The 25,465-nt window shown below is 45.8% G+C and carries 25 protein-coding genes; 20 read left to right on the top strand and 5 right to left on the bottom strand.

Translation table 11 applies throughout. The features are described 5' to 3' along the window. From L6472_RS04920 to trpA, 12 genes are all read left to right on the top strand, one after another. Positions 1–1,362, top strand: coding sequence for an aldo/keto reductase (locus L6472_RS04920; protein ID WP_237807526.1), 1,362 nt, complete (start codon positions 1–3; stop codon positions 1,360–1,362). A gap of 233 nt (positions 1,363–1,595) precedes the next feature. Further along, positions 1,596–3,698 carry an anaerobic ribonucleoside-triphosphate reductase gene (gene nrdD / locus L6472_RS04915; RefSeq protein ID WP_237807525.1) on the top strand — a complete coding sequence of 701 codons (2,103 nt, stop codon included), beginning with the start codon at positions 1,596–1,598 and terminating at the stop codon, positions 3,696–3,698. Positions 3,699–3,704: 6 nt separating this feature from the next. Next, positions 3,705–4,172 carry an anaerobic ribonucleoside-triphosphate reductase activating protein gene (nrdG, locus tag L6472_RS04910; protein WP_237807524.1) on the top strand — a complete coding sequence of 156 codons (468 nt, stop codon included), beginning with the start codon at positions 3,705–3,707 and terminating at the stop codon, positions 4,170–4,172. Beyond that, complete coding sequence (locus L6472_RS04905) at positions 4,169–4,897, top strand: YjjG family noncanonical pyrimidine nucleotidase (protein ID WP_237807522.1); 729 nt, start codon at positions 4,169–4,171, stop codon at positions 4,895–4,897. The genes nrdG and L6472_RS04905 overlap by 4 nt, the downstream gene beginning before the upstream one ends. A 67-nt stretch (positions 4,898–4,964) precedes the next feature. Continuing rightward, entirely contained in the window at positions 4,965–6,194 is a 1,230-nt protein-coding gene (gene serB, locus L6472_RS04900; RefSeq protein WP_237807520.1) for a phosphoserine phosphatase SerB, read from the top strand. Between the two features lie 281 nt (positions 6,195–6,475). Further along, positions 6,476–7,666 carry a tryptophan synthase subunit beta gene (gene trpB / locus L6472_RS04895; RefSeq protein WP_237807518.1) on the top strand — a complete coding sequence of 397 codons (1,191 nt, stop codon included), beginning with the start codon at positions 6,476–6,478 and terminating at the stop codon, positions 7,664–7,666. A gap of 2 nt (positions 7,667–7,668) precedes the next feature. After that, positions 7,669–9,063, top strand: a complete 1,395-nt coding sequence (locus L6472_RS04890; RefSeq protein ID WP_237807517.1) for an anthranilate synthase component I family protein — start codon at positions 7,669–7,671, stop codon at positions 9,061–9,063. Further along, positions 9,060–9,623, top strand: coding sequence for an aminodeoxychorismate/anthranilate synthase component II (locus L6472_RS04885; protein WP_027449441.1), 564 nt, complete (start codon positions 9,060–9,062; stop codon positions 9,621–9,623). The genes L6472_RS04890 and L6472_RS04885 overlap by 4 nt, the downstream gene beginning before the upstream one ends. 30 nt (positions 9,624–9,653) lie before the next feature. Beyond that, a complete protein-coding gene (gene trpD, locus L6472_RS04880; protein ID WP_237807977.1) occupies positions 9,654–10,652 on the top strand; it encodes an anthranilate phosphoribosyltransferase in 999 nt (332 codons plus the stop codon). Positions 10,653–10,709: 57 nt separating this feature from the next. Further along, positions 10,710–11,447 carry an indole-3-glycerol phosphate synthase TrpC gene (gene trpC / locus L6472_RS04875; RefSeq protein WP_237807976.1) on the top strand — a complete coding sequence of 246 codons (738 nt, stop codon included), beginning with the start codon at positions 10,710–10,712 and terminating at the stop codon, positions 11,445–11,447. Next, complete coding sequence (locus tag L6472_RS04870) at positions 11,444–12,037, top strand: phosphoribosylanthranilate isomerase (RefSeq protein WP_237807516.1); 594 nt, start codon at positions 11,444–11,446, stop codon at positions 12,035–12,037. The genes trpC and L6472_RS04870 overlap by 4 nt, the downstream gene beginning before the upstream one ends. Next, positions 12,034–12,813 (top strand): tryptophan synthase subunit alpha, encoded by a 780-nt coding sequence (gene trpA, locus L6472_RS04865; RefSeq protein ID WP_237807515.1) that lies wholly within the window; start codon positions 12,034–12,036, stop codon positions 12,811–12,813. Before L6472_RS04870 ends, trpA begins: the two co-directional genes overlap by 4 nt. A 124-nt stretch (positions 12,814–12,937) precedes the next feature. Here the strand turns inward: trpA and L6472_RS04860 are convergent, their stop codons facing one another. From L6472_RS04860 to L6472_RS04850, 3 genes are all read right to left on the bottom strand, one after another. Next, entirely contained in the window at positions 12,938–14,335 is a 1,398-nt protein-coding gene (locus L6472_RS04860; protein WP_237807514.1) for an aminopeptidase C, read from the bottom strand. A 194-nt stretch (positions 14,336–14,529) separates the two neighbouring features. Next, complete coding sequence (locus L6472_RS04855) at positions 14,530–15,399, bottom strand: M48 family metallopeptidase (RefSeq protein ID WP_237807513.1); 870 nt, start codon at positions 15,397–15,399, stop codon at positions 14,530–14,532. A gap of 138 nt (positions 15,400–15,537) precedes the next feature. Continuing rightward, positions 15,538–15,897 (bottom strand): hypothetical protein, encoded by a 360-nt coding sequence (locus L6472_RS04850; protein ID WP_237807512.1) that lies wholly within the window; start codon positions 15,895–15,897, stop codon positions 15,538–15,540. A 354-nt stretch (positions 15,898–16,251) separates the two neighbouring features. Here L6472_RS04850 and L6472_RS04845 point away from each other — a divergent pair, with 354 nt between their 5' ends. The 4 genes from L6472_RS04845 to nudC all read left to right on the top strand — a co-directional run bounded on the left by L6472_RS04845 (position 16,252) and on the right by nudC (position 20,706). Continuing rightward, positions 16,252–16,830: a peptidylprolyl isomerase gene (locus L6472_RS04845; RefSeq protein ID WP_237807511.1), complete on the top strand. Its 579-nt coding sequence runs from the start codon at positions 16,252–16,254 to the stop codon at positions 16,828–16,830. 32 nt (positions 16,831–16,862) lie between these two features. After that, positions 16,863–17,936 (top strand): chorismate synthase, encoded by a 1,074-nt coding sequence (gene aroC, locus L6472_RS04840; RefSeq protein ID WP_237807509.1) that lies wholly within the window; start codon positions 16,863–16,865, stop codon positions 17,934–17,936. 244 nt (positions 17,937–18,180) lie between these two features. Continuing rightward, on the top strand, positions 18,181–19,920 hold the full coding sequence (locus L6472_RS04835; protein ID WP_237807508.1) for a bifunctional UDP-sugar hydrolase/5'-nucleotidase: 1,740 nt from the start codon (positions 18,181–18,183) through the stop codon (positions 19,918–19,920). A gap of 3 nt (positions 19,921–19,923) precedes the next feature. Further along, on the top strand, positions 19,924–20,706 hold the full coding sequence (gene nudC / locus L6472_RS04830) for an NAD(+) diphosphatase (protein ID WP_237807507.1): 783 nt from the start codon (positions 19,924–19,926) through the stop codon (positions 20,704–20,706). Here nudC and L6472_RS04825 read toward each other — a convergent pair. Continuing rightward, positions 20,684–21,478 carry a DUF4738 domain-containing protein gene (locus L6472_RS04825; protein ID WP_237807506.1) on the bottom strand — a complete coding sequence of 265 codons (795 nt, stop codon included), beginning with the start codon at positions 21,476–21,478 and terminating at the stop codon, positions 20,684–20,686. The two genes, nudC and L6472_RS04825, sit on opposite strands and share 23 nt — an antisense overlap. A gap of 27 nt (positions 21,479–21,505) precedes the next feature. Further along, a complete protein-coding gene (gene rfbC, locus L6472_RS04820; RefSeq protein WP_237807505.1) occupies positions 21,506–22,054 on the bottom strand; it encodes a dTDP-4-dehydrorhamnose 3,5-epimerase in 549 nt (182 codons plus the stop codon). A 112-nt stretch (positions 22,055–22,166) separates the two neighbouring features. Here rfbC and L6472_RS04815 point away from each other — a divergent pair, with 112 nt between their 5' ends. From L6472_RS04815 to L6472_RS04800, 4 genes are all read left to right on the top strand, one after another. Next, positions 22,167–23,150 carry an SPOR domain-containing protein gene (locus tag L6472_RS04815; RefSeq protein WP_237807504.1) on the top strand — a complete coding sequence of 328 codons (984 nt, stop codon included), beginning with the start codon at positions 22,167–22,169 and terminating at the stop codon, positions 23,148–23,150. A gap of 10 nt (positions 23,151–23,160) precedes the next feature. Beyond that, positions 23,161–23,712 carry an FHA domain-containing protein gene (locus tag L6472_RS04810; protein ID WP_237807503.1) on the top strand — a complete coding sequence of 184 codons (552 nt, stop codon included), beginning with the start codon at positions 23,161–23,163 and terminating at the stop codon, positions 23,710–23,712. A 150-nt stretch (positions 23,713–23,862) separates the two neighbouring features. Next, entirely contained in the window at positions 23,863–24,231 is a 369-nt protein-coding gene (locus L6472_RS04805) for a response regulator transcription factor (RefSeq protein ID WP_237807501.1), read from the top strand. A gap of 9 nt (positions 24,232–24,240) precedes the next feature. Then, positions 24,241–25,440: a sugar transferase gene (locus tag L6472_RS04800; RefSeq protein WP_237807499.1), complete on the top strand. Its 1,200-nt coding sequence runs from the start codon at positions 24,241–24,243 to the stop codon at positions 25,438–25,440. Positions 25,441–25,465 lie beyond the last annotated feature (25 nt).

Here is a 25,465-nt window from a genome sequence, read left to right as displayed (position 1 = left end):
ATGGACAGAAGAGATTTTCTAAAATATATGGGGATGGGGGCTGCTGCCACGCTGGCCGCCTGCACAGGAAAGAAAAGAATTGAGCAGACCGACAACGTCGGTGAACCACCAACGGGACAAATGACCTATCGCACCAACCCCACCACAGGCGACAAGGTGTCGATACTGGGCTATGGCATGATGCGACTGCCCCAGAAGCCCGACTCGGAGGAATTTGACCAGGATATGATCAACCAGCAGGTGGACTATGCACTGGCACACGGTCTGAACTACTTCGACACATCACCCGTGTACTGTCAGGGACAGTCGGAACGCTGCACAGGCATCGCCCTGAAGCGCCATCCACGCAAGAGCTTCTTCGTGGCCACCAAATTGTCGAACTTCGACCCTAAGCTGTGGTCGCACAAGGCTTCTGTCGAGATGTACCACAACTCTATGAAGGAGCTGCAGGTAGATTACATCGACTACTACTTGCTGCACAGCGTGGGCGGTGGCGGCATGCAGAACTTCAGCCAGCGCTATCTGGACAACGGCATGCTGGACTTCCTGATGGAGGAACGACGCGCCGGACGCATACGCAACCTTGGTTTTTCGTACCACGGTGATGTCGAGGTGTTCGACTACCTGCTTGCCAACCACGACAAATACCACTGGGACTTCGTGCAAATACAGCTGAACTACCTGGATTGGACCTACGCCAACGAGATGAACGACCGCAACACTGATGCTTCGTATCTCTACGGCGAACTGCACAAGCGCGGCATCCCCGCCGTCATCATGGAGCCACTGCTGGGCGGACGACTGGTGAAGCTGCCCAGCTACGTAGTAAGCCAGCTGAAAGAGCGCGAGCCACAGAAGTCGCTGGCATCATGGGCCTTCCGCTACGCAGGCACTCCAGAAGGGGTGCTGACCGTGCTGAGCGGCATGACTTACATGGAACACTTGAAAGACAATCTGCTGACCTACTGCCCCCTGCAGCCACTGACCGAAGAAGAACAACACTTCCTCGACACAGAGATTGCTCAGCAGATGATGGAGATGGACACCATCCCTTGCAACGATTGCAAATACTGCATGCCCTGCCCCTACGGCATTGACATACCAGCTAATTTCCTGCACTACAACAAGTGGATCATCGACAAGAAGATGCCCAATGATGCTGGAGACCCGGAATACCGCAAAAACCGACGCAACTACCTGATAAGCCTGGATCGAGCCGTGCCACACGACCGGCAACCAGACCACTGCATCATGTGCAACCACTGTATCGACGTCAAACACTGTCCACAGAACATACGCATACCAGTGGAACTACACAAAATCAGTCAACGATTGGAAGAACTGCGACGCGACAACTCGTAAGCTCGTCGTTTATCAAGAAAATGGAAAAAATGAGGTTAGCCCCTCATTTTTTTCATTAAAAAGCATTTCCATTTCAGATATTATTTGTAACTTTGCAAACGAATCAAGTTGAACGTTTTGGAAAACTTTTCGAAAATGAAAAATAAAAAAGTTGTCCAAAATGGAAAACTTAACCAAAAAGATAACATATCAAAACAACCTAAATATTGCGGACTTTATAAAAAAGAAAAGAAATGGAAATCAAGAACTTTACCATCACAAAGCGAGATGGTTCGAAAGAGCAATTCTCACTAGACAAGATTATGAATGCCATCGTCAAAGCATTCGAGAGTGTTGAACAACCTGCTGACCTTAGCACTATTTCAAAGATTATCAGTCATCTGGACATGCACGATGACATTAAGGTGGAAGACATTCAGAATCAGGTAGAAGAAGCCCTGATGCGTGAAGGATTCTTTAAGGTAGCAAAATCATTTATCCTCTACCGTCAGGAGCACACCGAGGATCGCGAGACACTGGAGAAGATGCTATTCCTTTCTGAATACATGGAGTCCGTCAATGCCGCTACTGGTTCGAAATACGACGCCAACGCCAACGTGGAGCACAAGAACATTGCCACGTTAATTGGCGAGCTTCCTAAATCGAACTTCATACGTCTGAACCGTCGTCTGCTCACCGACCGCATCAAGAAGATGTACGGCAAAGAGTTAGCCGACGAATACATAGACAAGCTGACACACCACTTTATATATAAGAACGACGAGACATCGCTGGCCAACTACTGCGCCTCGATCACGATGTACCCCTGGCTCATCGGTGGCACCATGTCTATCGGCGGTAACTCTACAGCCCCCACCAACATGAAGTCGTTTGCCGGAGGTTTTGTCAACATGGTGTTTATGGTCAGCTCAATGCTTAGCGGTGCCTGCGCCACACCTGAGTTCTTGATGTACATGAACTACTTCCTGGGCAAAGAGTACGGACTTGACTACTACAAGCGTGCCGACGAGCAGGGCGACCTAAGTCTGAAAAAGCGCACCATAGACAAGATCATCACCGACTACTTTGAGCAGATCGTATATACGCTCAACCAACCCACTGGTGCCCGCAACTATCAGGCTGTATTCTGGAACATCGCCTACTATGACAAATACTACTTCCAGAGCATCTTTGGCGAGTTCTACTTCCCCGACGGTTCGAAACCTGACTGGGACGGCTTGTCTTGGTTGCAGAAGCGGTTCATGAAGTGGTTCAACAAAGAGCGCACCAAGACCCTGCTCACGTTCCCCGTGGAGACAATGGCACTGCTGGTTGACGAAAATGGCGAGTGCAAGGACAAGGAATGGGGAGAGTTTACTGCCGAAATGTATAGCGAGGGACACTCGTTCTTCACCTACATGAGCGACAATGCCGACTCGCTGAGTTCATGTTGCCGTCTGCGCAACGAAATCACCGACAACGGCTTCTCGTACACGCTCGGTGCTGGTGGCGTCTCAACAGGTTCGAAGTCGGTGCTCACCATCAACTTGAATCGCTGCATCCAATATGCCGTGAATCACAACATTGACTACCTGGAGTATTTGAGCGGTGTCATCGACCTCTGCCACAAAGTACAGATAGCCTACAACGAGAATCTGAAAGAACTGCAGAATCACGGTATGCTGCCACTGTTCGACGCCGGCTACATCAACATCGCCCGACAGTATCTCACCATCGGTATCAACGGATTAGTAGAGGCTGCCGAGTTTATGGGACTGAAAATTACGCCTAACGACGACTACAAGAAGTTCGTGCAGGGCATCTTAGGCCTCATCGAAAAGTACAACAAGCAGTATCGCACCAAGGAGCTCATGTTCAACTGCGAGATGATTCCTGCTGAGAACGTCGGCGTGAAACACGCCAAGTGGGACCGTGAAGATGGCTACTTCGTGCCTCGTGACTGCTACAACAGTTACTTCTACGTAGTAGAGGACGACTCTCTATCCATCATCGACAAGTTCAAACTGCATGGAGCACCCTACATTGAACACCTCACCGGTGGGTCGGCACTCCACATGAACCTCGAAGAACATCTGTCTAAGGACCAATATCTGCAACTGCTGAAGGTAGCTGCACAGGAAGGTTGCAACTACTTCACATTCAACATTCCCAACACTGTGTGCAACGACTGTGGACACATCGACAAGCGCTATCTGCACGAATGTCCTAAGTGCCACTCGAAGAACGTTGACTACATGACACGTATCATCGGCTACCTGAAACGTGTCAGCAACTTCTCGCAGGCAAGACAGGAAGAAGCCTCACGCCGCTACTATGCACATGCTGAGAAATTATAATCAAATATGCTGAAATATGTAAATACAGGCATCGTCTTTCAAGAGATCCCCGACGAGGTGACGTTGGCCATCAACATATCCAATTGCCCCTGTCACTGTCCTGGCTGCCACAGCCAATATCTGTGGGAAGACATTGGCCTACCTCTTAATACCGAAGCTATCGACGACTTTGTATCGAAATATGGCAACGATATCACCTGCATCGCCTTCATGGGAGGCGATGCAGATCCTGTATCAGTGAATATGCTCGCACAGTATATCCACGAGTCGTACCCCAAATACAAAGTAGCATGGTATAGCGGACGCATACGCATTCCTGCCATCATCAAGAAGGAAGACTTCGACTTTATCAAGATTGGTCCCTTCATCCGACACTTAGGACCACTCAATAAGACAACCACCAACCAACGCCTATATCGAAAGGATGACGAAGGCAACTTTGAAGATATCACAGAACGTTTTTGGAAGAAATGAAACACTACAAAGACATCTTCATCGACTTCGATGACACACTCTACGACACGCACGGCAATGCTGTACTGGCACTGAATGAAACTTTCGACCACTTCGGGTTGGAACGCTACTTTCATGATGCTCATGTCTTCTACGACGAATACTGGCGCACCAACATTGATTTGTGGAGTCGCTACGCTAAGGGCGAAATCACACGCGACTACCTCATCGTGGAACGCTTCCGCCGACCACTCACCGTGAGCCCTGAGCTGAAAGCAAACTGCGAAGACAATGCTGACGCATTTCGAGATTTCTGCCTGCAGGTCAGCGACGTCTTCTTAGACTTCTGCTCATCGAAACCTGGCGTAGTAGAGGGTGCCCACCAATTGATGCAACATTTGCGCAAAAAGGGTTATCATCTACATATGTGTAGCAACGGCTTCCATGAAGTACAGTACAAGAAGCTGAAAGCTTGCGGACTGCAAGACTACTTCGACACCATTATTCTCAGCGAGGATGCCGGCGCCAACAAACCGTCACCTCTATTCTTCGATTACGCCATCCAACAAACAGGAGCTTCGCGACAAGAAACAATCATGATTGGCGACAACTATAGCACCGATATATTAGGAGCAAGACAAGCAGGATTGGATACCCTTTTTCTGAACCGATGGCCAGAATATCCAGCAGAAGGCCCTGTGACATACGAAGTAAAGTCGCTTGCAGAAATCACTAATATTCTATAGAAGACTTAAACACCCGATCGTTAATACAATACTATATACTACAAAAAACTCATCAATAATACCATTTATGAAAGAAGAACAGATATTGGTACGCATCACTGGTCAAGACCGTCCAGGACTGACAGCAGCAGTGATGGGCATTTTAGCTAAATACGATGCACAAATCTTAGACATCGGCCAAGCCGACATACATGCAACATTGTCGCTGGGCATCCTAATACGCATGAACGAAGAGAACTCTGGGCCTGTCATGAAAGAATTACTATTCAAAGCCACAGAGTTGGGAGTAAACATTGGGTTCTCGCCCATCAGCGATGAAGAATATGAAGACTGGGTGGGACATCAGGGCAAAAACCGCTACATCCTCATGGTGATGGGCCGACAGTTGGAAGCCAAACAGATTGAGGCAGCCACACGCGTCATCACCGACCAAGGCCTGAACATAGACTCTATCATTCGACTGACGGGACGTAAGAGTATTAAAACGCCTAGCAAACACGTACGTGCATGCATTGAATTCTCACTACGCGGCGAACCACGCAACCGTCAGGAAATGCAATCTAAGTTCATGAAGCTATCAGCCGATATGGAAATAGACTTCTCGTTCCAGAAAGACGATATGTTCCGCCGCATGCGTCGCCTCATCTGCTTCGATATGGATTCCACACTCATTCAGACAGAATGTATCGACGAACTTGCCGAACGCGCAGGTGTAGGCGAGCAAGTAAAAGCCATCACCGAGAGCGCTATGCGTGGCGAGATAGACTTTAAAGAGAGTTTCAGACGCCGCGTGTCGCTACTGAAAGGACTCGATGTCAGCGTGATGCAGGACATTGCCGAACACCTGCCCATCACGGAGGGGGCCGACCGACTGATGACAATACTGAAGCGTTGCGGCTATAAAATAGCCATCCTAAGCGGTGGATTCACCTACTTTGGCGAATATCTGCAGCGCAAATATGGCATCGACTACGTCTATGCCAACGAACTGGAAGTGGACGACAACGGCAAACTGACTGGCAACTACGTGGGCGAAATCGTAGATGGACAGCGCAAAGCAGAACTGCTGAAACTCATCGCACAGGTGGAAAAGGTCAACCTGGCACAAACCATTGCCGTAGGCGACGGTGCCAACGACCTGCCTATGATATCGGAAGCAGGCTTAGGCATAGCCTTCCACGCTAAACCACGTGTGGTGGCCAATGCCAAACAGAGCATCAACACCATCGGACTTGATGGCGTGCTCTACTTCCTGGGTTTCAAAGACTCTTATCTGGGCGACCAAGGTAAAATGTAGAAAATAATTGTTATCTGCAAATAAAAAGAAAGAAAATCGGCAAAAAGTTTGGCAGTTTGAAAGAAAACCACTACTTTTGCCAACGAATTAAAAAACAGAACAAGCGAAAATGACAAGAATAGCAAACTATTGGTGGTGGCATAGCTCAAGATTCAACAGATCGTGAGAAGATAGCCGTGTACCTATTAGATTGCTAAAGGAAATATTGAGAGGCCTGTCGTTCTTACGATGGGCCTCTCAAATTTTACTACCGATATTCAACACAAAGCAATAATATATATATGAGCAATTATCAAGTCAACGAAAAAGGATTCTATGGCGAATTTGGTGGCGCCTATGTGCCCGAGATTCTCTACAAATGCGTTCACGATCTGCAAGAGGCATATCTGCCCATTATCGAGAGCGAAGAGTTCAAGAAAGAGTATCACGCTCTGCTGAAGGACTACGTAGGACGTCCATCACCGCTCTACTACGCAAAGCGCATGAGCGAGCAATACGGCTGTCAGCTGTATCTGAAGCGTGAAGACCTGAACCACACTGGAGCGCACAAAATCAACAACACCATAGGACAGATTCTGCTGGCCAAGAAGATGGGAAAGACGCGCATCATAGCGGAGACGGGCGCCGGACAGCATGGTGTAGCCACAGCCACCGTCTGTGCACTGATGAACATGAAGTGCGAAGTTTTTATGGGAGCCACAGATGTTGAGCGACAGCACACCAACGTGGAACGAATGAAAATGCTTGGCGCCGAGGTGCACCCCGTTCGCACGGGCAACATGACTCTCTCGGATGCTTGTAGCGAGGCCATTCGCGACTGGTGCTGCCATCCACAAGACACGTTCTATATCGTGGGGTCAACCATGGGACCACATCCCTACCCCGATTTGGTAGCTCGCATGCAAAGCGTTATCTCTGAAGAGATTAAGTGGCAGCTAGAGGAAAAGATTGGTCGTGACTATCCCGACTACCTTATTGCCTGTATTGGTGGTGGCAGTAATGCAGCTGGTACCATCTACCACTACATGGACGACGAGCGCGTGAAAATAGTATTGGCAGAAGCAGGCGGACACGGATGGCAGACTGATCACACGGCCGCCACCATCCACAAGGGTACCACAGGCATACTGCATGGGGCCAAAATGCTGGTGATGCAAGACGACAACGGACAGATTCAGGAAGCATTCACCATTTCTGCAGGCCTCGATTATCCTGGTGTGGGGCCGATGCATTGCAATATGGCTAAACAGGGACGCACCAAGGTTCTCGCCATCAACGATGACGAAGCAATCAGGGGTGGCTACGAACTGACCCGATTGGAAGGCATCATCCCTGCTATCGAGAGCGCACACGCCATTGCGGCTCTTTCAAAACTGTCGTTCAACCCTCAAGATGTAGTGGTACTCACCGTAAGCGGACGTGGCGACAAAGATATAGAGACTTACCTAAACAATAAAGACATGGTATTGTAATCATGGAAAAGATTTATCATTATCAGACAAAAAGTCAAACGATTTTGGCCGACCTTTACACACCCGTTGGCGTGTATATGCGACTACGCGACCTCTATCCTCAGAGTGCACTGATGGAAAGCTCCGACTATCACGATGCAGCGAACTCTCGTTCGTTTATCGGCATCAACCCCATCGCCAGTGTTGCCATCGGCCATCGTGTTGCATCAATAGTCTTCCCCGATGGCAACACCACACAACACAACATAGACAAAAGCTACCAATCGGCAGAAGCAATCCACGAGTTGATAGACTGCATCAAGGTAAACGGAGAAGACAGCAGCTTGTGCGGTCTTTTTGGTTACACCAGTTTCAATGCCGTTCGTTACTTTGAAGACATCCCCGTGAAAGACGAGACACAAGCCAAGAACGACGCACCAGACTTGTTGTATATACTCTTTAAGACCGTCATCGTCTTCGACCACCATAACAATATGCTGAAGGTCGTGACACTTGGTGAGAAGAAAGACATTGACAACATACTGAAGGCAATGAACAAAGCCAATGTTAAGGCCTATGATTTCCATCCCGTTGGAGACGTAACCTCTACACTGACTGACGAAGAACACAAAGCAAACATTCGTCGCGGCATTCAGCACTGTTTGCGGGGCGACGTCTTTCAGATTGTTCTCTCGCGCCGTTTTATCCAGAAGTATGAGGGTGACGACTTTAAGCTATATCGGGCTTTACGCAGCATCAACCCCTCCCCTTACTTGTTTTATTTCGACTTTGGCGGTTTCCGCATCTTCGGTTCAAGTCCTGAGACCCATTGCCGCATAGAGGGCTCAAGGGCATACATTGACCCTATTGCCGGTACTACCAAACGAACTGGCGATGCTGAGGCCGATCGCAGAGGTGCCGAATATTTGCGCAACGACCCCAAAGAGAATGCCGAGCATGTGATGTTGGTAGATTTGGCTCGTAATGACCTTTCGAGAAACTGTCACAACGTGAAGGTTGATTTCTACAAAGACCTGCAGTATTATTCTCACGTCATCCATCTTGTATCGCGCGTCAGTGGTGAGTTAGACGATAATGCCGACCCCATCAAGGCTTTCATCGACACATTCCCAGCTGGTACGCTCTCAGGAGCGCCCAAGGTTCGCGCCATGCAACTCATCTCAGAATACGAGCCACACAATCGCGGTGCCTACGGTGGCTGCATTGGAATGATTGGATTAGACGGTTCGCTGAACCAGGCCATCACCATCCGCACCTTTGTCAGCCGCAACGGTGAACTGTGGTTCCAAGCTGGTGGCGGCATTGTGGCCAAGAGCGACGAGGAATATGAACTACAAGAAGTGAACAACAAACTTGGTGCTTTACGAAGAGCTATCATTAAAGCTACAGAATTATGAAAATCGTCATTATAGATAATTACGACTCATTTACATACAACCTGAGTCACCTGATTAAAGAACTGGGTGCAGAAGTTACTGTGCTGCGCAACGACCAGTTTGAACTCGCAGACCTGGAGCAATACAGCAAGATTGTGCTCTCGCCAGGACCTGGCATTCCTTCAGAGGCAGGCCTATTGCTCGACGTCATTCGCACCTATGCCGACAAGAAGCCCATACTGGGTGTTTGCTTGGGTCACCAAGCCATAGGCGAAGTCTTTGGCGCCAAGTTGGAGAATCTCTCGGATGTCTTTCATGGTGTGGCGACCCCCTGCCATATCATAGCTGAAGACCCCATCTTCAGTGGCATCGAGCGCGACATCACCATCGGCCGCTACCATTCATGGGTAGTATCAAAGACCGACCTTCCCAGTTGTCTTGAAGTGACTGCCGTCAGCGATGAAGGACAGATCATGGCCCTGCGCCACAAGACACTCAACATCCGCGGCATTCAGTTTCACCCGGAGAGCGTGCTGACACCCGACGGAAAGAAAATGATACAGAACTTCTTATTCTTATAACATACAAACACAAAAAAGATGGAACAGACAATGAAAAGCTACCTCTTTAGGTTGCTGAACCACGAGGAACTGACTCGTGAGGAGATGAAATCAATTCTGATTGGTATTACACAGAGTGAATACCCCAACGAACAAATCACTGCCCTGCTGACCTGCTTGCAAATGCGTGGTGTCACGGTCGATGAACTGTTGGGATTCCGCGATGGTATTCTTGAAACAGGTGTTCCGGCTATTCTCGAAGCTGACCGCTATATTGACGTAGTAGGAACTGGCGGCGATCGCAAAAATACGTTCAACATCTCTACAACCTCTTGCTTTGTCATAGCAGGCGCCGGTTATAAGGTGGCCAAGCACGGTAACTATGCTGCCACATCGGTTTCGGGAGCCAGCAATGTGATTCAACATCATGGCATTAAGTTTACCGACGACATCGACAAACTGAACCGCTCGCTGAACGAAGCCGGAATTGTTTACCTTCATGCGCAGCTCTTTGCAAAGGCAATGAAGTTCGTCGGTCCTATCCGTAAAGCTCTACAATTCCCCACCATTTTCAATCTGTTGGGCCCCATCGTCAACCCCTCTCAACCCAAGTGTCAATTGCTTGGCGTGGCTAATCTTGATCAGATGCGCCTTTACAACAGCGTTTATCAGAAGTTAGGCATCGACTATGGTATCGTCAACTCTATTGATGGCTACGACGAGATATCACTCACAGGCGACTTCAAAGTGACGACAAAAGAATACGAACGTATCTTTAAACCACAGGATTTGGGCTTCGACATTGCAAAACCCGAAGAATTAGTAGGTGGTGCCACCGAGGAAGAAGCTGCAGCTATCTTCGACTCTGTTCTTGAAAATCGTGCACTGCCAGCTCAGAAGACTATCGTACTGGCTAACGCTGCCTTTGGTATCCAGGTATTGGAACAAGGCAAGAAGAGCATTGAGGAGTGCATTGAGATAGCCCGCGAGAGTATTGACAGTGGTAATGCACTGAAGACCTTCAAGAAGTTTGTTGAGTTGAATAGCTAAACTATTCTCAAGACAACAGTTGATATCGCGACAACACAATAACGAAGAAATAACATGATGCAAGATATTCTAAAAGAAATCGTTGCCCATAAACATCTGGAGCTGGAACGCCTTTGCGCAAAGAAGCCTTCTTTGCGAGAGGCGCTGCTTCAGAGCGAGACGGGCATCATTGCCGAATTCAAACGCCGGTCACCTTCAAAAGGATGGATAAAGCAAGAGGGACGTGCCGATATCATTCCGCTGAGCTATCAGCAGAACGGTGCTGCTGCGCTCTCAATACTGACAGACGAGCACTACTTCGGTGGATCGGACGAGTATATTCGTCTGGCGCGTCAAAGCGGTGTCACGTTGCCTATTCTCTATAAGAACTTCGTCATCGACGAGGCTCAACTCTACGCTGCTGCCCTTTGCGGAGCCTCAGCCGTGCTGCTGATTGCTGCCTGTCTGACGAAACAAGAATGCAAACAGCTACTGGACAAGGCACATTCGTTAGGTTTAGAGGTGTTACTGGAGATGCACTCCGAAGCAGAACTGGAGTATGCCGAACTGGAACCCGACGTCTGTGGCATCAACAATCGTAACCTTGGGTCGTTTATCACCGATGTCGAGAATTCGTTTCGACTGGCTGAACTACTACCAAAAGACGCTGTAAAAGTCAGCGAAAGTGGCATCTCAGACACAAATACAGTCAAGCTTCTTCGTTCGGCAGGATTCCGTGGCTTCTTGATTGGCGAAAACTTCATGAAGACCCCAAACCCTGGTGAGGCTCTCAACGAATTTATTTCTATGCTATGATTAAGGTTTGCGGAATGCGAGAGGCGGAAAATATCCGCCAGGCAGAGGCCTTGGGCATCGATTTGATGGGCTTCATCTTTTGGCCAAAGTCAAAGAGGTATGTTAGCACCCCACCCAGCTATCTTCCAACAAAGGTCAAACGTGTAGGTGTTTTTGTTGATGAAGACATTGAAACGGTCAAGAGGATTGCTGTCGAATACAGTCTTGATTACATACAACTGCATGGAACTGAATCGCCTGAATACGCCTGTCAACTGAGAGAATGGCCACTCATCAAAGCCTTTAACATTGCCTCCGCAGACGACTTTGCACAAACGAAAGACTACGAAGGCCTTGTCAAGTTATTCCTTTTCGACACAAAGGGCAAGTCTGTAGGTGGCAACGGTGAGAAATTTGACTGGGATGTGCTGGTAGCTTACAATGGCCATACGCCTTTTCTGCTCAGCGGTGGTATAGGTCCTGATGATGCAGAAAAAGTTAAAAACTTCTATCATCCAAAATGCGCAGGTATAGATCTCAACTCGCGTTTCGAGACTACTCCCGGACTAAAAGATATCAAACAACTCAAACAATTCATTCAAACGCTATGAACAAGATTAACTATCTTTTTGAAAATAACAAGGACAAGAAGCTCCTTTCACTCTATTTCTGTGCAGGATGCCCTACCCTCGATAACACTGCCGAAGTCATTCTCAGCATGCAGCGTCGCGGCATTGCCATGATTGAAGTAGGCATTCCGTTTAGCGACCCATTGGCCGACGGTCCTGTCATTCAAGGGGCAGCCACCAAGGCGCTAAAGAATGGTATGAGTCTGAAATTGCTTTTCTCGCAGCTGAAGAGCATCAAAGGACAAGTAGAGATACCGCTGGTGCTGATGGGCTATCTCAATCCCATTCTGCATTATGGCATAGAGGCTTTCTGTCAGTCGTGCGTTGAGGCTGGTGTCAGCGGAGCAATCATCCCCGACCTGCCCTTTGATGACTATATGAACACCGTCAAACCGATTGCCGACAAGTACGACTTGCGCATCATCATGCTCATCACACCCGAGACCAGCGAAGAACGTATCCGCTTTATTGACGAACATACCGATGGGTTTATCTACATGGTATCATCGGCAGCCATCACCGGCACACAAAGTAATTTCGACGAACAGAAGCAGGCTTACTTCCGTCGCATCAATGCTATGAACCTACGTAATCCACGCATGATAGGCTTTGGCATCAGTAATGCGCAGACACTCAAGGCAGCACAAGACAACGCTGCGGGGGCCATCATCGGCTCTAAGTTTGTCTCACTGCTGAACGAAGCCGACGGAAACGCTGATGTGGCACTCGAACGGTTGTTTGATGCACTCGAGAAGTGACCACATTAAGCAACATACGCCATGAGTTTCGCTGTACTCATGGCGTATGTGCGATTCCAGAAAACAAGCGAGGGAAATGAGATTCCTCATAGATTGTGCCTCGTTGAGGATTAATGCCCCATGATTACTCATCCATCTGGAACAGAGGATCCTCGGGCATCACCATCACAGGAGCTGACTGATAGGCTTGCATCACCTTCTTAGGTACAAACTCATTGGGCACAACAAGGCGGAACATATATTCGCGGAACCAACGGTCGGTCATAATCAAACACCCCTTTTGTCCCCACGCAGCACCCCAAGAGTTCTCCACCTTCCATTTGGTGGCATTGCCTTTCTTGTCAAGATCAACTGCCGTCAGGGTCATGGCGTGAGTAGAACCGCTATCGAAAGTCGAGATGCGTTCGGCCTTATTCATTGCGAACGATGTGCCAAAGAGTGCGCCATAGTCAAAATTCTCGGTGTCTGCATAGCCACGTTTGCGGTCCAACATCTTGCCCACATCATAGGAACTGTAGAGCTTGTGACCTGCCTTTAGAGCGCTGATGGCCATCTGCTCGATGTCTTCCATCGGCAGGTTGACATATTTCCAGTTGTGACCATCGTAGGTATGGCGATCGTAGTCCACCTCATAGGTCTTGTAATACTCGCGACGAGGGTCGTTCATCACCATGATAAAGGTTCCGTTAAGTGGTTTACCTACCACCTCTTGATAGAAGGAGATTGGCGTGTATTCCTTTGCTTCGCCTACAGTCATACCTTTCTCGTTGCAGAAAGCATAGCTAAACGTCTGTGGAGGCTCACCAATGGTGTACTGCAACATGCGGTAGATTTGTGCCAACATGCGAGTTTTTGCCTTATCCAAAGAGGCACCTTTCTTTCCCTTCTGAACCATATCACGCAGCTGCAAACCATACTCACGCAGTTTAGAAGACACCAACTGGCGAGCTTTCGAGGTATTGTCGCTGGAGAAAGACTCTGGCATTACCTCTTTAGGCACCAATCCATACTTGTCTGCCAGGTCGGCAACACCACAGAATGTGCCGCCGTCGCCAATGGGATTGTGGAAAAAGAACTGTACACGCTGATCGTCAATAGGTTTGTCGGCGGTATCTATAATGCCCTGCAACATCAGGTTGGCTTTCTCTAACTGATCCCAAAAGAACAGGTACGCCTGCGAGAACTCCACCGTCAGCGAATCTGTACGCAGATTGAAATCATTGCGCAACACGTTCATGCCGCTGAACATCCAGCAACGACCAGATTGCTGTTGGTCAGTGATTGATTGCGACTTCGTCTCTACACTAAAATGTGTATTCAACGCTTTTGCATTCTGATGGTTCAATGCCAGATTGTCGATAGCATTGGCAGCGATGGCGTTCACCAAGGCACGCTCAGTGCCACTGAGATTGTTTTCTTTCTGTATTTCTCTAAGCATCTTGTCTGAGATGCCACCATCTTTTGTTTGTGCATGGCCTGAAAGTGCCACACACAAAGCCACGAATAAAAGTTTCTGTTTCATTATCATCTGTATTGTTCTTGATGCAAAATTAGCTAAAATCTTCCGTAATCGTGAAACTACCCATCGATTTGCAAGATTATTTAAGAAACCCGTCTTACACAAAGTGACGCTTTCAACACAAAATGCCACTTTACTATGATTAAAGTGCCACTTTGCACGATGCAAAATGGCACTTTAACATCCAAGATCATTAACTATTTCCTAGACAACTTTTTACTGGAGATATGCAGTGTCTTTGTCGTTTTAGGCGCAGATGTGCTCGAACTATAATACTTTTTGGCCTCGGGCAACCACTTCTGAATGTCTTTAATACGCTTCTCATCGGAAGGGTGATCGCTAAATAAGCCCCCCGACCCCGATGACTGAGCAGCCATACGCTGCCAGAAGGCAACTGCTGTCTGTGGATCGTAACCCGCCATTGCAGCAAAGACCAATCCCATGCGGTCGGCCTCGCTCTCCTGCTTGCGCGAGAATCCTGAAGTCCACAATGAGGATCCCAACGATGCGCCCAACCCCAACAACTGGGTCATGCCATCACTGGCACCTGCCATCTGTGCACCTACACCCAATAACGACACGCCATATTGTTTCTTATACTCGTTACTCAGTCGTTCAGCCGAGTGCTTGGCAACAGCATGTGCAATCTCGTGACCAAGTACAACAGCCAGAGATGATTCGTCGCGCGTCACGGGCAAAAGTCCTTCATACACCACAATCTTTCCTCCAGGCATACAAAAAGCATTAACCGAACGTTCCTGAACTAAATTGAATTCCCACTGATATTGCGACACTTCATTGCCTAAACCATGCGCATTCAGATATTTCACCACAGCATTGGCCAGATTCTGCCCCACTCGCTTCACCATTGCCACATTGCTGGCATTGGTCGATGGTTTTGCACTTTGCATGTACTGCTGGTATTGTTGGTATGAGAGTGTCAGTACCTCTTGGTCGTTAACCAACAAATTCTGCTTACGCCCCGTGATGGGCACTGTTGATGTGGTACCACATCCAAACAAGACAGACGACACCAGCGCCAAAAGAATGATACGAATATTTTTCATGTGCTCAATATTATTTTGGCAACAAAATTAGTCATTAATATTGAAGATTCCAAGCAATTCAATAAAAAAAACAAGAGGCGCACCCCACGAAGAGTGCACCTCCTGTAACCTTCAGTTAATATTATTCACTTAAAACTATTATTTCAAACCACGATTCTGCAGTGTTACGTTGAGCAGCATCAAGTATGTTCTGTACTGTTTGCGGTCAAGAACGTAGTGCATATAACGGATATCCTTGCGTACTGCATTGTCAACCAAAGCCGCGCGCTCGTCGCTGTTTGCAGCAGCTGCCAACTTCATCTCGTTGCAGAAGTTGTTGTGAATGTCCTCAACAGCCTCCATCTGATCGCCATTCAGACCCAATGTTACGGCTAACTTACGCATGTTGATGTTCATATTGTAAGCATCAGCATTCAGAGTTGCATTGTTGTTCTCATTCTCTGCATAAGTCATTGTCATGCTCAACATTGCTACAACCATCAAAACAATCTTTTTCATAATTTCTTTCCTTTCTTTTTTTACTCAGAACCTTCAGGGTGTGTTGGTTATCCTTTTTCTTTTTTTTCTACTTTATAAATCCCTTTCAAGTCCTTACTTTCTTTTAATGTTATCCTTTTTGTTATCCTTAGTCATCAGGATTTGTTTCCTTTTGACGATGCAAAGGTATGATGTTTTTATGAAGTGGCAATGGATTTTTTGCAATTGTGTGCGATAACAGTCCCTTTTATTGACGAAAATCAACAATCAAACCCTTTTGAGAGTCTGACTTAAGATTATTTATTAGTTCTACTTGCAAATAATTATGAATAAATTCGTACCTTTGCAAGGCAATTATATAACAATCAACAAGAAATGGACAAGAAACAGAACAAGTACATCTCTGTGAGCTATCAGCTCTACTCTATCGACAAAGAGGGCACCAAGAATCTAGAAGAAGAAACGCAGAAAGACCGTCCGTTCAATTTCATCAGCGGCTTCGGCTTCTCTCTGGATGGCTTCGAGAACCGCCTTATCGATTTGGAGGCTGGCGCATCATTCGATTTCACACTGGCTCCTGCCGAGGCTTTCGGTGAATATCAGCCTGAGGGTGTACATAAGGTAGGACGCGAAATTTTCGAGGTAAACGGTAAGTTCGACGAAACAAACATCTTCCCAGGTGCCGTCATCACCATGATGGACAGCGAGGAGAAGCGCTTCATGGTGCGCGTCGATAAGGTTGAAGCCGATGGCGTCACACTCGACACTAATCATCCATTGGCTGGAAAAACCCTGCAATTTACAGGCAATGTGCTGGAAAATCGCGAGGCTACCAACGAAGAAATCCAGAAGCTACTCAATCATCTGAGTGGCGAATGCGGCAACTGCGGTGGCGGTTGTGGCGGCGAATGCGGTGGAGGCTGCGGTGGAAACTGCGGCAATGGTTGTCATTGATATTAATAGTTTAGCCAAATACCATTAAATAAGTGAACACATTCGGACACATATTTACACTGACTACCTTTGGCGAAAGCCATGGTGCTGCCATAGGAGGTGTTGTCGATGGCATGCCTGCTGGCATCACAATCGACATGGAGTTCATCCAACAAGAATTGAACCGTCGTCGCCCAGGGCAGAGTGCAATCACAACGTCGCGTAAGGAACCCGACCAAGTCGAACTGCTAAGTGGCGTTTTTGAAGGTGTATCTACAGGTACACCTATAGGGTTTATTGTGCGCAACCAGAACCAACATTCTCAAGACTATGAGAATCTGCGCACCATTTTCAGACCCTCACATGCCGATTTCACCTATTATAATAAATATGGTACGCGCGACCATCGCGGTGGTGGCCGCTCTTCTGCCCGCATCACCATCAGCCGTGTGGTAGGCGGAGCCTTGGCAAAGTTGGCTTTACGACAACTTGGAATAACAATTCAGGCATACACTTCGCAAGTTGGCAACATCGCACTTGAACGCGATTATCGCCTTTATGACCTCTCAAAGACAGAGTGCAACGCTGTGAGATGCCCCGATCAACAGAAAGCAGAACAAATGGAATCACTGATAGCTCAGGTGAAGGCCGATGGCGATACGATCGGAGGTATTATCACTTGCGTCATCAAAGGCTGCCCTATAGGGCTTGGAGGCCCCGAGTTCGACAAGCTACATGCGCTATTAGGCAGCGCCATGTTGAGTATCAATGCCGTGAAAGGATTTGAATATGGCGAAGGATTTGCCGGTGTCGCTCAACGCGGATCCGAGCAAAACGATGTGTTTACCAATACGGAAGGCACCATCAGAACAGCCTCAAATCATAGTGGTGGAATCCAAGGCGGGCTTTCCAACGGACAAGACATCTATTTCAGAGTGGCCTTTAAGCCCGTTGCTACACTTCTACGGGAACAGTCAACCGTTGATATAGAAGGAAATTCTACAACTTTTACGGCTCGCGGAAGGCACGATCCATGCGTTTTACCAAGGGCTGTGCCCGTTGTCGAAGCAATGGCTGCAATGACCATTTTAGACCAATATTTGGTCAATAATACTTCAAAATTATAGCATTTTTGTATTTTTAGTGAAAATTATTCCAAAAACATTTTGATGTTTCGGAAATAAGTCGTAACTTTGCAGACGCTAATAAGGGTTTGTGAAAATCCTATATAAGCTTTAGTTAAGTCTAGTTTAGTTTTTGTGTTGGTTGAGGGTTGCTAGTTGGCAGCCCTCAAATTTTTTATCCTTTTTATGGCTGTCTTTCCTTCTATTTTTGTATTTTTGCAGGCATATTTCATTATTGACAATCGTTATGAAGAAGTTTCTTATTATAGGTATGTCACTTTTATGCGCTTCGGTCATCAAGGCCGACTCCTCTGAAAAGACCATCAATCTTAGAATTATTGAGACCAGCGACGTTCATGGCTGCTTCTTTCCATACGACTTTATTGAACGAAAACCATTGGAGGGCACGTTGGCTAGGGTAAACACTTATGTCAACCGTCTCAGAAAAGACTACGGAGACAGATTATTGCTTCTGGACAATGGCGACATCTTGCAAGGACAACCACTGAACTATTGGAGTAATTTTGTCAATACAAACGAGGAAAACATAGCTGCATCTGTAGTAAACTACATGAGATATGACGCACAAACTATTGGTAATCATGATATTGAAACTGGTCACCAAGTTTACGACAAGTGGATCAAAGAGGTGCGATGTCCAATGCTGGGGGCAAACATTATACAAACAGAAACTGGGAAATCCTATGTTGAACCATACACGATCATAGAACGTGAAGGGGTAAAAATTGCCATTATCGGCATGCTGACCCCAGCGATTCCATGCTGGTTGCATGAGTCAATATGGGAAGGTCTGACATTTCAAGAAATGGTGTCTAGCGCACGCAAGTGGATAAAATATGTCAAAGACATAGAGCATGCTGACATTGTATTAGGTCTTTTTCACAGCGGAAAGGACGGTGGCATCATGTTAGACAACGGCATTGAGGAAAATGCTACAGCTCGTATTGCTCGTGAAGTGCCAGGATTCGATATCATTTTCTACGGACACGACCATACCAGAAACAAAGAATGGATTGTCAACTCTGCAGGAGAAAAGGTACTCATCTTGGACCCTGCCAATAGATCAACCCATATTTCAGATGCCAGCATAAAGTTGACAATCAAGGATGGCAAGATTATACACAAGTCTATCAATGGTGAATTGGTCAACATCTGCCAGGAAAAGATTGACGAAGACATGATTAATCATTTCCAGAAACAGATAGAAAGCGTCAAGCAATTCGCAGACAGACGCATCTGCCGTTTCGATTATACAATCACCACGCGTGACAGTTATTTTGGCAACTCAGCATTTACAGACTTCATTCACAATATGATGCTCAAGATATCTAAAGCCGACATCTCGTTCAACGCCCCACTATCATTCGACAGCAGTATTAAAGCTGGCGATATTACCGTAGCTGATATGTTTAACCTCTACAAGTATGAAAACAAACTCTATGTACTGAAAATGACAGGCAAAGAGATTAAAGACTATTTGGAAGAGAGCTATGCACGATGGGTGAACACGATGCAAAATGCCAACGACCATTTGCTGCTTCTTCAAGAAACAAAAACCGATGGACAGCAACACATGAGGTTTAAGAACTTTTCTTTCAACTTTGACTCGGCATCTGGCATTGACTACGAAGTTGATGTAACAAAACCTGACGGACAAAAGATACGAATATTATGCCTCTCTAATGGTGAGCCTTTCTACGAGAACAAGACCTACAAGGTGGCAATGAATAGCTATCGAGGCAATGGCGGTGGAGAACTAATCACGAAAGGAGCCGGCATCGCGACAGATAAGATTGAGGAACGTATCATCCATAAATATCCTTTGGACTTGCGCCACTACATGATGGAAGAGATGCAACAGATGGAACACATCAAACCCAGACCCAACAACAACTGGAAATTTGTGCCCGAAGCCTGGACAATACCTGCAGCACAACGAGACAGACAACTATTATTTGGAGAATAAACAATGAGATACTATTATTTTGTATTCTGTAAAGACGACATCATGCTGGAGAAAAAAGCGGATGGAACCTACACCATTCCCTATCAAGAGGAACCTCCCATCGCCTTAAAACCCTGGACAACACTACTCAATGTCTCCGCACTCGGCAATGCTGAAGTCAAGGCATATACCATAGATACACCTGTCTTTGACAACGACAAATACGAAATGTGCCCGCTACGTCAGAGCTATTATAAACTACCAGAGGCTCTTTACTTAAAAGCAGGCAAGTGTGCAGAGCTCATTTACTGGGACAAGAACACTAAATTCTGTGGTGTATGTGGCGGGCACATGCACTTCCACACAGACATATCAAAACGTTGCGAGATGTGCGGAAAAGAAATATGGCCACAACTCTCACCTGCTGTTATCGTGCTCATCCATCGCGATGCAGACACAGTATTATTAGCCAGAGGTAGAAGTTTCAGAAGAGATTTCTATGGACTCATTGCTGGTTTCGTAGAAACTGGGGAGACATTGGAAGAAGCTGTCCAAAGAGAAGTGATGGAGGAAACTGGTCTATCCATCAAAAATCTGCGCTATTTTGGTTCACAACCTTGGCCATATCCTTGCGGAATCATGGTTGGCTTTCATGCCGATTATGCTGGAGGCGAACTACATCTACAACGAGAAGAAATAAGCAAGGCTGCATGGTTTCACCGTGACAATCTGCCCAATCTGCCTGAAAAGCTTTCGATTGCACGCAGATTAATAGATGACTGGATTAATACTCCAACAGATTCATAGACAATTGGCCATCAAAACCGACCAGAGTCTCTATCATATAACAGCTGGCTTCTTCTGGAACACAAAGTGTGGCATTGAAATGAACACCCTTGGCGTCTATATAATCATATGCCATACCACCTAGAATAGCCTGCGAGAGGAACTCATTCGGAACCTTGCCTTCATACATCTGCTTTTTCATATCACGCGAAAACAAGCGCTTTGCACCATGATATAAACTGATATGTATGATGTTGTCATAATACACATTCTCTACACCAACGCCCTCACTGTTATACGAGGTCTTTGTCACCTGATATTTTGTAGGATTAATAGCAACATACCAATGATAACGTTCACCATTGTAAAGTACCACTGAATCGCGTTTCACAACAACCGAACTGGAAATCATCTCTGGCTGGTGCCTGCAGAATGCCAACGAATCAGCTGACGAAGTACTTTTTCGCAACTTCACATCATCTCCCGCTTGGTTTAGAAAACAAAAGGTATGCTCTGTCTGTTGCACAACGGCATAGCGATATCCACCAAGCTCCAGCGAGTCGTTGACTATACGAAAATAGGATGGTTGGCTTGAATCATCGGGATAATAGACGGTATCTCCATCAACTCTAAACACAACCTCTTCTGTGTTATCTTCAACCCAAATCCCCTGCAACATTGCCTTTGCTTCCAGATTCTCTGTATTTAACGTGCTGGAGGTACCACCAACACAACTAAAGCATGCGACAAGAATCACACTACAAGAAATCATCATAAAGAACATTCCTTTCATATCTAATCGCACCTTTTTTATTATAATTTAGTCAAAATAGTAGGAATCCCTAAACATAGAGGCCTTCAAATCCTTTTCGCTCGTCAACACATTCATCGATTCTGTAGGCCATTGAATGTTCAGATCCGAATCATCCCAACGAATACTTGCCTCTGCCTGCGGAGCATACACATTATCTACCTTATAAGTAAATATTGCTTTCTCACTCAAAACTAAAAAGCCATGAGCGAAACCACGAGGAATAAAGAACTGACGTTTATTCTCATCACTCAGTTCTACAGCAACATATTTTCCGAATGTGGAGGAACTCTTACGTAGATCTACAGCAACATCAAGCACACGACCAAGAATGACTCTTACCAACTTCGCCTGCGAATACTCTCCTTTCTGGAAATGGAGCCCCCGCAAAACCCCTCGCGAAGACATCGATTCATTATCCTGTACAAAGTGAACCGCACCCACATGTTGTTCGAATTCCTCTTGTTTCCAAGACTCGAAAAAATATCCACGTGCATCCTTAAACACCCGTGGCTCAATTACATACACTCCTTCAATTGAAGTTTCCTTATAAATCATTAATGTATTATATTGTATTTTTGAGTGCAAAATTAAAAAAATAATCCGAATTGTCGAATGATTTTTGGTTATTTATTTGCTTATCTCAAAAAAAAGGAGTAATTTTGCACACATGATTGAACTGGAAAAACATATAGAAGTTTTACTCTTAAACAATGATTGTGTCATTGTGCCTGGGCTTGGTGGATTCATGGGTCACTATATGGATGCACGTTACGACGAGCAAGAATCCCTTTTTCTCCCCCCACTCCGTTCTTTGGGCTTTAATCCACAACTCACCATCAACGACTCACTACTTGTTCAATCTTACGTAGAGGCTTACGACATCAGTTACCCTGAAGCTCTCCGACGCATTGAAGCAGAAGTTCAAGAACTACGTTTACATTTGGAAACAGAAGGTGAATACGAACTAAACGATATCGGCATACTTTCTCTCAACGATGAAGGTCATCTAACTTTTTCACCTTGCGAAGCTGGTATTTTGACGCCAGCTCTTTATGGACTTGGCTCTTTCGAAATACCACGTTTAGCCTCTACTACCGCTCACAATCCGGAAACGAATAATATTGGCATCCATGAAAATGCGATAACCATCAAAATGTCATGGATTCGCAACATGGTTGCTGCTGTCGCAGCCATCATTGCTTTCTTCATGATTGGTACTCCCATATCAGATAGTGAGATACCCACGAACATTCAGCAAAGCGCGTTCATTTCCATTCCTAGCACACACACCACGACACATACAGGAGATATCACAGCAGAATCAATTGCAAAGGCTCTAACAGAAAACAGCAATACTGTTAATACGACAAAGACTAAAAGCACTGCTAAAACAGAACCAAAACAAACAACGGAGACAAAACCTCAATATTGTTTAGTTCTAGCAAGTCAGGTTTCCAAAAAAAATGCTGAAATATTCGTAAGCCAATTACAAGCCAAAGGCTTTGAAGATGTGCGCATATTGACCACCACCATGACACGTGTTGTATATGGACATTTCGTCAGCGAATCTGAAGCATACAACCAACTACAGTCATTACAAAATCAAAGCGAGCATTTCCAAGATGCTTGGGTTTTGAAAGTTCAGCCATAAAACATTCGAGATGAAACGAGTACGTTGTCCAAAATGTGACCAATACATCACATTCGACGAAACGAAGTATGCAACAGGTCAGTCGCTTGTCTTCCAATGTCCCGAATGCGGTAAACAGTTTGGCATTCGCTTAGGTGTCGCGAAATTGCGCGAAACACTAAAAAAGGAAAACGAGCAACTAATTAACGACAACGGCGAGAGAAGCAAAGACGAAGCCCCCTGCGGCAGCATCATTGTCATCGAGAACGTTTTTCACTACAAACAGATTCTGCCACTTCAAATGGGCGACAACACAATCGGTCGCTATCAAAAAGGAAACCCCATTAACACCCCAATTGAGACCGTTGATCCGAGTGTGGACCTGACACACTGTATCATTAATGTCAGCCTTGACAAGCGTGGGCAGCTAAAATACACACTTAGAGACACAAACAGCAATACTGGAACGTTTGTGGACAATGTCGAATTGCGGCAAGGTGAACGTCGCACCATAGAAGACGGAACCTTGTTTACAATTGGAGCCACCAGCATCATACTTCGAACACATAACGGAGATGAATAATCCGCCTTTTTCAATGTTATTAATCTTTACTAAAAGTCTTTTTTTTAATAAAAAAAGCATTTTTTTCATACAATCTATGGCTGCTTAAAATATTTTTCCTACCTTTGCACGGAAAAGTAAATTTCGAATTATCAACAAGTTTATTCATATATGAAAAAAAAGATTCTTATACTAGACGACAAAGAGACTATTGCCAAAGTTCTCTCAATCTACCTAATGAGCGACTATGATGTACAATGGTTACCTGATGGGTTACAAGGTGTGAAGTGGCTTCAATCCGGCAACACTCCAGATCTAATTATTTCTGACATTCGTATGCCAGGCATGCGTGGAGATGACTTTTTGGAGTGGATTAAGCAGAATGAGTTATTCCGCCACATTCCTGTCATCATGCTTTCCAGCGAAGACTCTACAAGTGAGCGCATCCGCCTGTTGGAGATCGGGGCAGAAGATTACATTGTAAAGCCTTTCAATCCAATGGAATTAAAGATTAGAGTCAAAAAGATATTGCCCAACTAATTGAATGTTATGATAGGTGTTATTTACTTAGGTCAGGACCCTGAATCAGAAGAACGCCTGAAATACCTGCCTGGCAAGAAGGTCATTTTTACAAGAAGTTATATTGAAACAGCTGACTTGTGCAACAAGCGTGCACATAATGAGCATTATATCCTCATCTACGAAAAGAATCTTCGTGCTGAGGATGTAACTGCTATTACATATTTACGTCAGTCATGTCCTTCCCTATATATTATTCTTCTGACTCACACACTATCACAAGAAGAAAGAATTATATATCAAAAATGTGGTATTAACGATACTTTGGCTCCTAATGCGCCCGTTACAGAACTAAGTAAGAAACTTCAGTTCATCTATGATCGCGAAGACATGCTTTTTGATACAAATGTTTCCAAACAGAAAATTCTGCGTTTCAAAATTCCCCTTTGGAAACGTATCTTCGATATTGTATTTTCGCTGTTAGGTATCATTATTCTTTCGCCTATAATGATCATTACAACGATAGCTATCAAGCTAGAAAGTCCTGGTCCTGCATTGTTTAAGTCAAAACGAGTCGGAACCAACTACAAGGTCTTTGATTTCCTTAAGTTCCGTTCTATGTACACAGATGCAGAGAAACGTCTCAAAGAACTCAGCAAGACAGCGAATCAGTATTCAGAAAACGATAATACCCAGAAGCAAGTCATTACCTCTCCCCTTGGAGAAGAGGCAGAGCAGAACATGTACGATATGGGCATTGAGTCAGAAATGATGATTAGTGATGAGGAAGTAATGCTTGTTGGCGATGATTTTGTAGTTTCTGAAAACGATTTCAGCAAGCAACGTCAGGAGGAAAACAACAATGCATTCGTCAAGATTGAGAACGATCCACGCGTCACGAAAGTAGGCAAATTTATCCGTAAGTACAGCATAGATGAACTTCCACAACTTTTCAATATCTTGAAAGGCGACATGTCTATAGTTGGAAATCGACCTCTACCACTTTACGAAGCTGAAAAATTGACTGTAGATACCACCATCGACCGTTTTGTTGCGCCTGCAGGTCTAACCGGTCTTTGGCAAGTTGAGGAACGTGGCAAAGGTGGCAATATGTCTGCCGAAGAACGTAAGCAGTTAGATATTCTGTATGGTCAGACCTATAATTTTTGGCTTGACATGAAGATTATCTTCCGCACGATTTTTTCCTTTGTCCAGAAAGAAAACGTATAAATAGCAATCTGAAATAGCAAGTGAC

It is taken from the genome of Prevotella sp. E13-17, assembly GCF_022024035.1.
Taxonomy (GTDB): domain Bacteria; phylum Bacteroidota; class Bacteroidia; order Bacteroidales; family Bacteroidaceae; genus Prevotella.
Note: the sequence above shows the minus strand (reverse complement) of the source record. Positions and strands in the feature narration are given on the sequence as shown.